Source organism: Mycobacterium sp. 1274756.6 (genome assembly GCF_001668625.1).
GTDB lineage: Bacteria > Actinomycetota > Actinomycetes > Mycobacteriales > Mycobacteriaceae > Mycobacterium.
Genome location: NZ_LZLJ01000092.1, coordinates 1 through 12,703, shown reverse-complemented (window position 1 = coordinate 12,703; position 12,703 = coordinate 1). Strand labels below are relative to the sequence as shown.

General features: G+C 73.3%; 10 protein-coding genes. 2 read left to right on the top strand and 8 right to left on the bottom strand.

Features of this window, described 5'->3' with window-relative positions; translation table 11 throughout:
* Positions 1-7: 7 nt before the first annotated feature.
* From A5643_RS14505 to A5643_RS14475, 7 genes are all read right to left on the bottom strand, one after another.
* Complete coding sequence (locus tag A5643_RS14505; RefSeq protein ID WP_066856964.1) at positions 8-1,222, bottom strand: N-acetylmuramoyl-L-alanine amidase; 1,215 nt, start codon at positions 1,220-1,222, stop codon at positions 8-10.
* A 140-nt stretch (positions 1,223-1,362) separates the two neighbouring features.
* On the bottom strand, positions 1,363-1,704 hold the full coding sequence (gene trxA, locus A5643_RS14500) for a thioredoxin (protein ID WP_066856961.1): 342 nt from the start codon (positions 1,702-1,704) through the stop codon (positions 1,363-1,365).
* Complete coding sequence (gene trxB / locus A5643_RS14495; protein ID WP_066856956.1) at positions 1,701-2,684, bottom strand: thioredoxin-disulfide reductase; 984 nt, start codon at positions 2,682-2,684, stop codon at positions 1,701-1,703. Before trxB ends, trxA begins: the two co-directional genes overlap by 4 nt.
* 52 nt (positions 2,685-2,736) lie before the next feature.
* Positions 2,737-3,318 carry an RNA polymerase sigma factor SigM gene (sigM, locus tag A5643_RS14490; protein ID WP_066856953.1) on the bottom strand — a complete coding sequence of 194 codons (582 nt, stop codon included), beginning with the start codon at positions 3,316-3,318 and terminating at the stop codon, positions 2,737-2,739.
* Positions 3,319-3,380: 62 nt separating this feature from the next.
* The gene (gene murJ, locus A5643_RS14485; RefSeq protein WP_156628824.1) at positions 3,381-6,740 is read right to left on the bottom strand and encodes a murein biosynthesis integral membrane protein MurJ; all 3,360 of its coding nucleotides are present in this window, start codon (positions 6,738-6,740) and stop codon (positions 3,381-3,383) included.
* A 65-nt stretch (positions 6,741-6,805) separates the two neighbouring features.
* On the bottom strand, positions 6,806-9,139 hold the full coding sequence (locus A5643_RS14480) for a DUF6049 family protein (protein WP_066856947.1): 2,334 nt from the start codon (positions 9,137-9,139) through the stop codon (positions 6,806-6,808).
* A gap of 14 nt (positions 9,140-9,153) precedes the next feature.
* Positions 9,154-9,999: an NUDIX hydrolase gene (locus A5643_RS14475; RefSeq protein WP_502686242.1), complete on the bottom strand. Its 846-nt coding sequence runs from the start codon at positions 9,997-9,999 to the stop codon at positions 9,154-9,156.
* Position 10,000: 1 nt separating this feature from the next.
* Between A5643_RS14475 and A5643_RS14470 the strand changes: the two genes are divergently transcribed.
* The gene (locus A5643_RS14470) at positions 10,001-11,440 is read left to right on the top strand and encodes a CCA tRNA nucleotidyltransferase (RefSeq protein WP_066856940.1); all 1,440 of its coding nucleotides are present in this window, start codon (positions 10,001-10,003) and stop codon (positions 11,438-11,440) included.
* 24 nt (positions 11,441-11,464) lie between these two features.
* Positions 11,465-11,974, top strand: a complete 510-nt coding sequence (locus tag A5643_RS14465; protein WP_066856937.1) for a pullulanase — start codon at positions 11,465-11,467, stop codon at positions 11,972-11,974.
* A gap of 13 nt (positions 11,975-11,987) precedes the next feature.
* Here A5643_RS14465 and A5643_RS14460 read toward each other — a convergent pair.
* Positions 11,988-12,703: TIGR03084 family metal-binding protein (locus tag A5643_RS14460; RefSeq protein ID WP_066856934.1), on the bottom strand; the 716-nt coding region annotated here is incomplete at its 5' end.

The following is a 12,703-nucleotide window of genomic DNA, read 5'->3' as shown; positions in this document are numbered from 1 at the left end:
CCGGTGATCAGGAGCCGCCGGCGCGGCCGGCCTGCTCGACGGCGAGTTCGTGGGCCAGCAGTTCGGCGAAAGTCAATGTGCCGGTGGGACGGTCGTTCTTGCCGAGCAGGTAGAGCCGTTTGACCGCGGCGAGAATGCCTTCGGCCAGCGCGTCCCGCGCCGAGGGGTTCACCAGCATCGCCCGATCCCGCGGATTGGTGAGGTAACCGATGTCCACCTGCACGGTGGGCATCCGGGTCAGGCGCAGCAGATCCCAGGTGCGGCTGTGGCTGCGACAGTTCGGTAACCGGGTGCGCGCCACCAACTCCCGCTGGATCAGGTCCGCCAGCCCCCGGCCCAGCGGTGAGAACGAGCCGTGGGAGTTGCCGAAGTAGAACGAGGCGATGCCGGTGGCCGCGGGGCTGGTGTGGGTCGCGCAGCGCAGGCTGATCATCAGGTCGGCGCCGATGTTGTTGGCGGTGGCCGCCCGCTCGGCATCGGTCGGGTTGGCCTCGGCGGGGCGGGACAGGAAAGTCTCCATCCCGATCGCGGTCATCCGGCCCTCGAGCCGACGCGCCAAGTCCCACAACAGATCCGCTTCGCTCACCGGCCCGTTCGGGGTCTGGGGCAACAACCCCGGGTCGGCGGTGCCCCCGCCCGGGTCCAACACGATCCGACGCCCGGAGAGCTTGGGTCCGGAGCTGCGGACCAACTCCTCCTCGCGGATCGCATGCGGGGAACCACCGGTCACCCGCGAGCCCAGGAAATACAGCGAGCGCAGCGTCTCCGGCCCGCAGATCCCGTCGGAGCGCAGCCCGTACTCGCGCTGGTAGGACATCAGCGCCTGGTGGGTCTGCAAACCGAAGTGCCCGTCGACCAACTCGGTGTAGAACCCCAGATCTTGCAGGCGGGCCTGCAGGGTGACGACGTCGTCGCCGTACATGGGCGCCCCGAACTGGTGATGCAGGATGCGCTCACCGAGCCGGTAGGAGGCCTCCTTGAGCGCGCGGTAGGTGGCCTCGCCGACTACGCCGTCGACCAGCAGGCCGCGGCGCTGCTGGAACGCCCGCACCGCATGGTCGAGTTCGGCGTCGAACATGTCGAGCGCCACCCGCTGACCGGTGCTCAGGTCGGCGTCCGGGCTCTCCACGAAACCCAGGTTGAGCAGGGTGGCCCGGATCTCGGTCACCGCGGCGCTGCGGTCGCCGAGACGCAGCGCGGCACCGCGGCGCGAACTCGACATACCAGGACCCTCCGATTCCATGTCAGCAGCACACCCCGCGCCGACGATTGCTGGTCAGGCTGGGCAATATTGTCTCAGACCGGGCCCCGATGCGGAAAATTCCCGGCCCGCGTGTGAGCGACGAAACGCGCCGACGCGGCTCAGCCGGGGAGGACCTCGGCGAGTTCGCGGAGCAGCGCGGCCTTGCCCTTCGCGCCGACGACCCGCTTCACCGGCTCACCGTCGACGAACAGGATCAAGGTGGGGATGGAGACCACCTGGTACTGCCGCGCGGTTTCGGGGTTGGCGTCGACGTCGAGTTTGGCCACGGTGAGCTCGCCGGCCTTCTCCGCGGCGATCTCCTCGAGCACCGGCGCGACCATGCGGCACGGCCCGCACCAGGTGGCCCAGAAGTCCACCAGCACCGGGGTGCTGCTGGACACGACGTCGGCGGCGAACGAGTCGTCGGTGACTACCGTTGTGCCACGGGCGTTCTCGGTCACTGCGGGGCTCCAATCAGGTCGGGGCTGGCGGCGGAGGATTCGGCCAGCCAGCGCTCGGCGTCGATCGCCGCGGCACAGCCGGTACCGGCAGCGGTCACCGCCTGCCGGTAGGTCCGGTCCACCAGGTCGCCGGCCGCGAACACGCCCTCCACCGAGGTCTGGGTGGTCGGGGTCCGCACCTGCACGTAGCCGTCGGCGTCGACGTCGAGCGCGTCGCGCACCAGCTCCGAACGCGGGTCGTGGCCGATGGCGACGAACACACCGGTGACCGCCAGGGTGGATTCCTCACCACTGACGGTGTTGCGGACCCGCAGGCCGGTGACGGTGTCGGAGCCTTCCACGGCCACCGGGACGGTGTTGGTGACGAACCGGATCTTCTCGTTGGCGCGGGCGCGCTCCAGCATGATCGCCGACGCGCGGAACTCGTCGCGACGGTGCACGATCGTGACGCTGCGCGCGAACCGGGTCAAGAAGGTGGCCTCCTCCATCGCCGAGTCGCCGCCGCCGATGACGGCCACGTCCTGGTCGCGGAAGAAGAACCCGTCGCAGGTGGCGCAGGAACTGACGCCCCGGCCGAGCAGCTCCTGCTCACCGGGGATGTGCAGGTAGCGGGCGGCGGCGCCCATGGCCAGGATGAGCGCCCGGGCCCGGTGGGTCTCGCCGTCGGCGGTCACCACCGACTTCACCGGCCCGGTCAGGGTGATCTGTTCGACATCGGTCATCCGCAGATCCGCGCCGAACCGCAACGCCTGCTCGCGCATCTGGTCCATCAGCTCGGGGCCGAGGATGCCGTCGCGGAAGCCCGGGAAGTTCTCCACATCGGTGGTGGTCATCAGGGCGCCGCCGAACGAGGTGCCCTCGAACACCAGCGGGTTCAGCTGGGCCCGGGCGGTGTAGAGCGCCGCGGTGTAGCCGGCGGGACCCGAGCCGACGACGATGACGTCGTGGACCGGGCTGTTCTCGGGGGTGGACGGGGTCATACGCGCCTTTCCGCTAGAGCCGTGGGCTGCCACAGGAGCTACCAACGCCAGCCTAATCCCGGCTGTTCCCGCCCACGGTACGGGCGGGCCCCACCGGGTCGGTCAGCAGCGCCGCCAGCCGCACCCGGGCCCGCGCGCAGCGGCTCTTCACGGTGCCCTCGGCGACCCCGAGCGCGCGGGCGGTCTCGGCCACCGACCGGTCCTGCAGGTGCACCGCGATCACCGCCGCCCGCTGATCGGTCGGCAGCCGCCGCAGCGCCCGGTGCACCGTGATCGCGGTGGCCACCTGCGCGGTGCGGTCGGCCACCACCGCGGTGTCCTCGAGGGGCCGGGTCTCGTGGGCGCAGGTGTTGCGCAGCCGGTCGCGGCAGGCGTTGACCACGATGCGGTACAACCAGCTGCTCACCGCGGCGTCGGAGCGGAACGACCCGGCCGCCCGGTGCACCGCCAGCAGCGCATCCTGCAGGGCGTCGGCGGCGTCCTCGGGGGAGCGGCTGCAGCGCCGCGCCAGCCGGTGCAGCCGGCCGTGATGGCGCCGCACCAACTCGGCGAAGGCCTCCCGGTCCCCACCCACATGATCGGCCAGCAGTTCGGCGTCGCTGCGGTCGTACCGACCGTCTTCCCCAGAGTCCACGCGCGGACAGTATCCAGCCGCTGCCAGCCGGGCACTTCACCTCGGGCGGTTACCCACAGGGGTCAGGAGGCGGCCCGGACGGTGATCTCGGAGATGTCGGCCCGGCTCTCGCCGTTGGTGGTGCCCAGCTTCGAAATCCACACCAGCAGTGTGGAAGTCGTCTCCGAAGAGTCGACCTCGATGGTGTTCTCGCCGGGCTTCATCTTCTTCGCCGGGGTCAGCTCGGTGGTGTCGTCGAGCTTGGCCGGCGACGACGAGGAGGCCGACCGCAACTCGATCTCGGTGCCGGTGCTCGACACCGCGATCGTCACCGAACCGATCTCGGTGGCCTCGGGCAGCTGCAGCAGCAGCCCCACCCCGCTCTTGAAACCGGGGAACGGGGTCGGGTCGGTGTAGATGTCGGTCTTCCACGCCGTCGTGCGATCACCGTCGATGGCCAGGCCGGCGTCGCCGGGATTATCGGCACCGCCGTCGGGGGAGAAGACCGTCGCGCTGACCGGTTTGACGACGCTGCCCGCCGGCGCGGTGGGCCGGTCCTCGGCGCCGGACTCCGAGGCCGCCGAGGGGGTGTTCAGCCCCAGCCGGTCCTTGTCCAGCCCGCCGCTGACGTCGCCGAACATCCGGTTGAGCACTGAGGCCAGCACCAGCAGGAAGACCGCGATGATCGCGACCCCGACCCCGGCGCCGATCATGACCATCCGGCGTCGCTGGGCGAGGGCGTCCTCGTCGGGGGCCGGGGCCGGCGGTTCCACGTCGACCGGGGCCAGCAGGTCGGTGTGATCGGCGACCACCGCGGCCTGCTTCAACAGGTTGAGCAGGGTGGCGGCGCTGCGGATCCGGCCGGTTTGGCGTACCGAGTGCAAGGCGGCCGTCGAGATCTGGAACGGGATGTCGGGGTTGACCGAGGCCGGCTCGAGCGGCTGACCCGAGCGGTCCCGCTCGGCGGGGGGCAGCCCGCTCGCGGTGCCGGATTCGGTCAGCGGCCACCGGTTGACGAGCAGGGCGTAGAGCACCGCACCGATGCCGCCGATGTCGGAATCGGGGGAGGCGTCGGGCATGGTCGCCGGGAAGGCCAGCGCCACCTGGCCGTCGATGCTGACCCGCACCCGGCTGGGATGGTCGATCGACAGGGCCACGCCGGCCCGGTGGGCGGCCTCCGCCGCGCCGGCCAGCGACTGCACCGCCCGGGTGGCGCCGATGGGGGAGGGGGCGGTCTCGGCGACCTCGCGCAGCGATCCGCCGCGGATCCATTCGGCGACCACCAGCCCGCCGACACTGGTGTGGGCGACATCGAGGATGCGCGCGATGCCGGGATGCTCGATGCGGCTCAACCGCAGCGTGCGGGACAGGATCGTCTCGCGCTGCTCGTCGGTGAGGGTGTTCTCCGGGTCGACGAAGGTCAACGCCACCTGCCGGTCCAGGGCGGTGTCCAGCGCCTGCCAGAACTGCAGCCCGGGCGGGCCGCCGTGGAACACCAGCAGCCGGTAGCGGCCGCCGATCACGCTGGTGCCGGGAACCAGCTGCTGGTCGTCGTCCGGGTCGGTTGCCGGGCGGGCGGACCGGTCGAAGCTCGGGGCGTCGCCGCTGCCGGTGCGGCGCTGTGCGGCCACGTCGGGCTGGAAGGAGTCGGCGGTGGAACCGCCGCCGGCCTCCGTAGCGCCGCCCGATGCCGTCGAGGAACTCTCGGTCACCTCCGGTCCTTTCGGTGTTCCGGCCCCGGCGCGCTCGCCGGGAGGCACCCGTCGAATGCCCGGCGTTGGCGAATTGGTGTGTTCAGGGTACGCGAACGCGGGCTGTCGGGCGGACCGGTCGGGCCGAAACGCGGCGCCCGCCGGGGCCGGAGCGGGGCGGCCGAATCGGCGTCGCACGGCGTCGACGGCGGCCAGTGCGTCGGGAACCCGCGCCTGCACCAGGATCAGGGCGACCAGCGGCAGCACGATCATGGTCAACACGACCAGCCGCGCCAGCGAGCCCAGGCCGCCGTGCTCGGTCCAGCGCTGCAGGCCGGCCAGCCGGTCGACCGCGTGGGCGAGGGTGCCGGCCAGCAGCGACGCCGCGATCGTCACCAGCACCGTGCGAACCACCGGCAGCGCGACGAGGTGCCCGTCGGGCGGCCGCAGCCGCCGGCGCAGCAGGATGTGCCCGGCGACGGCGCCGGCGAGGAAGCCCAGCCCGTTGGCCAGGCCCAGGAACCCGGCCACCATGTCGGGGTTGTCGGTGACGTGCGGGGCGATCAGCGAGCCGATGATCTTGACCGTGGTGATGATGACGATGATGGCGATCGGTGTCCACGGCTGCTCGCGGGCGTAGAACACCCGCAGCTGCAGCAGCACCAGGGCGTAGGGGATCAGGGTGAACGCCGACAGCGAGATCGCCGCGCCCAGGTACCCGGCGTCGACGGAACCGAAGTTGCCGTAGGCGAACAGGGCGCTGCCGATCGCCGGGCCGCCGACGGTCATCACCGCCACGATCGGAATCAGGGTGAGCATGGTCAGCCGGGTGGCCAGCGACAGGTCGTCGAGCACCGCGGGGGTGTCGTCGGCGGCGGCGTTGCGGCTCAGCCGGGGCATCACCACGGTCAGCACCGTCACCCCGATCATCCCGAACGGCAGCATCAGCACCAGCCAGGTGTAGGTGTAGATGGCCGGCCCGGACGCCGCCGCGGTCGACGCGATCTGGTTGCCCACGACGAGCCCGATCTGGCTGATCAGCACGTAGAGCACCATCGCCGCGGCCATCGCGCCGAACCGTTTGAGCCGGTCGTCGATGCCCCACAGCGGGCGCAGGCTGATCCGCTCGCGCCCGATCGCCACCAGCAGCACCGCCGCCTGCGCCACCACCCCCAGCGTGGTGCCGACGCCCAGCACCAGCAGTTTGGCGTTGCCCATCCGCACCGGGTCCACCGACAGTTCGCCGGGCATCAGCAGGTACAGGACCAGCGTGGCGATGGCGATCACGTTGTTGACCACCGGCGCCCACGCCGGCGGGCCGAAGATGTTGCGGTTGTTCAGGATCGCCATGAACACCGACGACAGGCCGTAGAAGATCACCTGCGGCAGCAGCAGGTAGGCGAACGCGGTGGTCAACGGCTCGTTGACCTGCGGGTCGCCGCCCAGCATCAGCCGCACCAGCAGCGGGGCCGCCGCGACCGACACCACGGTGGTCACCAGCAGCAGGCTGGTGGCCAGGGTGACCAGCCGCCGCACGAAGGCGGCCCCGCCGTCGGGGTCGTCGCGTTCGGCGCGGGCCAGCACCGGCACGAAGATCGCGGTGAACGTCGCCTCCAGCACCAGCGCCGCGATCAGGTTGGGCAGCTGGTTGGCCACCGAGAACGCGCTGGAGAGCGCCGCGCCGAGGATCGCCGCCAGCAGCACGATGCGGATGAACCCGGTGATCCGGCTGACCAGGGTCGCCAGCGCCATCCCCCAGGACCGGGACACCACCGCGGCGTCGGAGAGTTCGGGCCGCGGCGCCGGTTTGGGGCTGCTCACGGGTCCCGTCCCGGGAGCTCCTCGCCCGAGCGCGGCTCGGGCAGATCCGCCGGGTCGGGTTGGCCGCGGAACCGGTGCCACAGTCGGCGCCCGGCCAGCACGATCAGCACCGCGGCGGCCGACAGGGTGATCGCGAACAGCACCTTGCCGTAGGCGTTGGCGTGCACCGACAGCCGGACCGTCGCCCCGAGCGGCATGCCGTCGGGGGTGCTCAGCGCCGCATCGACCGCCACCCGCTGGTTGAGCCGCACCTCGATGGGCACCCGCAGCGGCAGGTAGCCGGGCGGCAGCTCGATCTCGCCGGGGTCGGTGACCGTCATGCCGGGCGGGGTCTCTAGGTGCAGCCGCACCCGGATCGGCACCGCCAGGTCGTTGCGCAGCGCCAGCGGCAGCGGGCTGTGCTCGGTGGCCAGCGTGTAGGAGCCGCCCGGGTTGACCACGGTGACCCCGCCGAGCAGGTTGGCGACGGTGACGCCGACCGCCGCCAGCCGGTCGCGGGCCAGGTTGTTGCGTTCGGCGGGCGGCTCGGCCTGGCTGAGCGCGCGCAGCATGTCCTCGCGCAGCGGCGCGGTGTAGGCGGCGCCGGTCAGCCCGGTGCGCGGATCGGTGGTCAGCGCGGCGGTCAGGCCCCACAGTGGCCGGGTCTGGTCGGCGATCTCGGTGGTGACGGTGTCGTCGATGCGGCCGCGGTCGGCGCGGTCGGCGCGCGGCGGGTAGCCCGGCTCGGGCAGCGCCGCGGTGTCGTGGTTGTGGGCGATCAGCTCGGACAGCGGGCGGGGCACCGCGACGCCCGCGCGCAGCGCCGTGCCCAGGGTGGACAGCAGCGCGTGGGCGTCGTCGGGTTCCAGCGCCCAGGTGGCCGGCGGCAGCAGGATCTCGCCGCGCGGTTCGGCGTCGGGCTGCAGGGCGCGCCACAGGATCGCGCCCAGCGCGTCCTGGCGGCGGGCGACCGCCGAATCGTGCTGCAGGTTCTGCTTGAGCTTCCGCAGGGCCCGGCTGTCGAGGTACAGCGGTGAGGTCGGCCGGGTGCCGACCGCGGCCAGAGCGGCGCCGACCGCCGGGTCGAACGGGGCGGTCACCACCCGCGGGGACAGCCGCCGCGGGGTGAGGTCGGCGGCGCCGTCGGCGCCGTCGTCGCCGGGGACGGCCGGGGCGGGGGTGATCGCCACCGTGTCGGCCTGCCCGGAGAGCAGGTCCACGGCGCGCTGGGTCAGCGGGCCGTCGCCGAGCGGGGTGGCTCCGCGCACCGAGGAGACGCCCAGCATCTGGTCGACGACTTGGCTGGCGCCACTGGTGGCGATGGTGGCCATCCCGGTGTCGCCGACCCGCTGCAGCGCGGTGAGATCGGCCTGCGCGTAGGGCAGCGCGGTCACGCACAGCCGGGCGGCGAGGCTGCGCAGCCGGCTCAGCCAGCCCGCGGCGGCGGCCTGCCCGAGCCCCGGGTGGGCGGGCCCGCCGGGATCGGCAGTCTCGGTCACCAGATAGTCGCGGGTCATGGCGTTGACCGTGACCAGCAGATCGGGGTCGACGGCCAGGCACAGGGACCGGCCGAGCAGCCCGTCGGGGTCGGCGCCGGGGCTGGTGGCGAACTCGACGGTCGACAGCAGGACATCGAGGCGCCCGCCGGCGGCCAGCGAGGCGGCCAGGTCGTCGTCGGTCAGCCGGATCGGGGTGGTGCCGCCGGGGAAGCCGGGGGCCAGCCGCGGCCGGTCGGCCAGCGGCCACAGCATGGTCACCGGCATCGGCGCGGCCTCCCCGGTGGTGGCGGCGGGGCCGTCGCCGGGGCGTGAGCCGGCCGCATCGGCCGGCAACTCCAGCACGGGCAGCAGGAACCGGGCGTCGTCGAGGCGGGCCGGGACGCCGTAGTCGGGGGTGGCGTTGACGTTGACCAGCACCGGGTAGACGCCGGGCTCGGCGATCTGCAGCGCCGAGGCGGACTCGGAGTCCAGCGGCGCGGACAGCGTGAAGCCGACCTCGGCGCGGCGGGGCAGGGTCGCGGCCACGTCACGGAACTCGCCGATCGGCTGGAACTGGTCGTGTTGGCCGCGCAGCGGGGTGCGCAGTTCGGTGGCGGTGTCGACCGCGGCGGCCTGCTCGAGGCGGATCGTCACGTCGCGCACCGGCCGGTCGCCGATGTTCTTGATGCGGCCGGTCACCGTCAGCTGCGGGTCGCTGGCGCCGGTGAGCACCGCGGGGGTCACCGAGTCGATGCTCACCCGGATGAACGGCGCGGCGTCGGGGGCGTCGGCGGCGGCGGGCGGTACGGCGCCCGGCGCGACAAGCAGGGCGGCGAGTCCGGACGCGAGGGCGGCGGCGACGAGGCGGCGCACCCGAGTGGGCCACCTCACGGGCCGCGACCGCGACCGTTCTTCCGGCCCGGGGTGCGGTTGTCGGGGCGGTGGCTGCGGGCGTGGGAGTGGGTCTGGGGGCGCCGGCGCGGGGCCGACGGCGGCAGCGGCGGCAGCGCGTCGGGCCCGTCGGTCTGCAGCGTCACGATCAGCTCGTCGGCGACGTCGGCCAGCCGGCGTTCGTCGGCGTAGGCCAGCCGGGCCCGCAGCTCCGGCAGCGGCACCCAGGCGACCTCGGCGACCTCGACGTCGGCGTCGCAGAGCTCCCCGCCGGAGAAGCGCAGCAAGTAGTGGTGCACGGTCTTGTGCACCCGGCGGCCCTCGGTGACGAACCAGTAGTCGATGCGCCCGAGGGAGGCCAGCACCCGCCCGTGGATGCCGGTCTCCTCGGCCACCTCCCGGATGGCGGTCTGCTCGGCGGTCTCGCCGACCTCGATGTGACCCTTGGGCAGCGACCACAACATCCGGCCGCGCCGGTCGAGCCGTCCGATCAGCGCGGCCTGCTGGGCCTCCCGCGGCCCGTCGAGGCCGTCGACGACCAGACCGCCCGCCGAGGTCTCGTGCACGGTGCGCAGCCGGTCGGGGCGACGGCGCGGGCGCGGCTTGCTGCCGGCGGCGTCCCGGGCACCGCCGCCCGGGTTGGCGCCGGCGGGGGTGTCGGTGGGGTCGGCGGCGCGTCGACGGCGCCGCCGATTACGGCGCCGCCGTGGCTTCGCCTGTTCGCCCTCCGACACCCCAGCGATATTAGCTGTCGAGGTGGCGGCCCCCGGGGACGCGCGGCCCCGGTGCCGCCGGGCTGTGCGCCTCGTCACCGCCGCGCCGCGATGACTAGGCTCGGTCAGCGTGCCCGACGCTACTCAGGACAGCGCGCTGCTGGCTGCCGCCGTCGCGCTCAACCGGCACGCCGGCCTGTTGCGGGAGCTGGGTGCCCGGTTCAGCGACCGCGGCCATCAGCTGTACCTGGTGGGCGGGTCGGTGCGCGACGCGGTGCTGGGCCGGCTCAGCCCGGACCTGGATTTCACCACCGACGCCCGGCCCGAGCAGGTGCAGCAGCTGCTGCGGGGCTGGGCGGACGCGCTGTGGGACACCGGGATCGAGTTCGGCACCGTCGGCGTCGGCAAGGGCGAGCACCGGCTGGAGATCACCACGTTCCGCGCCGACAGCTACGACCAGGTGTCCCGCAACCCGGAGGTGCGCTTCGGCGACGCGCTGGACGGGGATCTGGTGCGCCGGGATTTCACCGTCAACGCGATGGCGGTGCGCATCACCGCCGACGGGCCGGGGGAGTTCCTCGACCCGCTGGACGGTTTCACCGCGTTGCGCGCCGGGGTGCTCGACACCCCGGCGGAACCGGAGGTCTCCTTCGGCGACGACCCGCTGCGGATGCTGCGCGCGGCGCGGTTCGTCTCCCAGCTGGGTCTGCGGGTCGCCCCCCGGGTGCACGCCGCGATCGTCGAGATGGCGCCGCAACTCGCCCGGATCACCGCCGAGCGGGTGGCCGCGGAGTTGGACAAACTCATGATCGGCGCGGATCCGGTCGCCGGGATCGACCTGATGGTGCAGACCGGGATGGGCGAGGTGGTGCTGCCCGAGATCGGCGGGATGCAGATGGCCATCGACGAGCACCACCAGCACAAGGACGTCTACCAGCATTCGCTGACGGTGCTGCGGCAGGCCATCGCGCTGGAGGACGACGGACCCGACCTGGTGTTGCGGTGGGCGGCGCTGCTGCACGACATCGGCAAACCCGCCACCCGCCGCCACGAGCCCGACGGCGGGGTCAGCTTCCACCACCACGAGGTGGTCGGCGCCAAGATGACGCGCAAGCGGATGCGGGCGCTGAAGTACTCCAAGCAGATGGTCGACGACGTCTCCCAGCTGGTCTACCTGCACCTGCGGTTCCACGGCTACGGCGGCGGCAAGTGGACCGACTCGGCGGTGCGCCGCTATGTCACCGACGCCGGGCCGCTGCTGCCCCGGCTGCACAAGCTGGTGCGCGCCGACTGCACCACCCGCAACAAGCGCCGGGCGGCGCGGCTGCAGGCCAACTACGACGACCTGGAGGCCCGGATCGCCGAGCTGGCGGCCCGCGAGGACCTGCAGCGGGTCCGCCCCGACCTGGACGGCAACGAGATCATGCAGATCCTCGACATCCCGGCCGGGCCGGTGGTCGGGCAGGCCTGGCGGCACCTCAAGGAGCTGCGGCTGGAGCGCGGCCCGCTGTCCCGCGAGGAGGCGATCGCCGAGCTGCGCGCCTGGTGGGCGGCGACCGGGAACCGGTAACGGCCCGCACGCCGTCTCACCGGCATGGAGTTCTGTTTGGGTGACGGTGACGGCACGGCCTCGATCTGGGCGGCGGCCCCCGATGTCGATCTCGACGGCGACGGCGAACCCGACGGCATCGCGCTGGATCTCGACGGGGACGGGCTGCCCGACGACGCGCTGGTGGACCTCGATGCCGACGGCATCGTCGACCACGCGCTGCTCGACCTCGACAACGACGGGGTGGCGGAGAGCTCGTTCACCGACGACGGGGCGGGGATCTGGGCGGTGCCGGCCGGCGGGCTGCGCTGGCAGGACCTCGACGGCGTCGAGCACAGCGGACCGGCGCTGGTCGATTTCGACGGGGACGGCGAGACCGACGACCGGCTCTTCGACACCGACGGGGACGGGCTGGCCGACCGGGTGCTGCTCGGCGACGGCGCCGGCGGCTACGCCGAGGCCTACCTCGACACCGACGGGGACGGCCGGTGGGACACCAGGCTCACCGACAGCGACGGCGACGGCCGCGCGGACACCGCCAGCGGGCTGGGCTGACCGGCCGGTCCGGTCAGCGGCCCGCGCCGGGCGGCCCGGCGAAGGCCTGGGCGATCTGCAGCCAGCGCTGCGCATCCGCGCCGTCGGCGGTGAGGTCGAGGTCAGCCAGCGCGCGGCGCTGGGTGACCAGGCAGCAGAAGTCCTCCGCCGACCCGGTGACCCGCTGGGCGGCGTCGGCCGGACCCCACGCCCACTGCTCGCCGTCGGGGGCGCGCAGCTCGACGCGGAACGGCTCGGCCGGCGCGGTGAGGCCGTTGACGCCGAACGCGTAGTCGCGGGTGCGCACCCCGAGGTGGGCGATCGAGCGCAGCCGCGCGGTGGCCGGGCGGGTCACCCCGAGCGTGTCGGCGACATCCAACCCGTGCGCCCAGGTCTCCATCAACCGCGCGGTCGCCATCGACGCGGCGCTCATCGGCGGCCCGAACCAGGGCAGTTTCCGGTGTTCGGGGACCGCCGCCAGCGCCTCGTGCAGCCGGCCGCGGGTACGCCGCCAGTCGGCGAGCAGGTCCGGGACCGCCAACGCCGCCAGTTCCTCGGCGCCGTCGTCGACGAAGCCGGTGGGGTTGGCGGCGGCGACGCGCAGGGCGGCGCCGAAGGCGTCCTCGTCGGTGATCGACAGCAGCGAGAGCCGGTCGGTCCAGAGCAGGTGGGCGATCTGGTGGGCGATGCTCCAGCCCGGGGCGGGGGGGGGGGTCGCCCCCCTGCTCTCGACGACCGGCTCTTCGACAC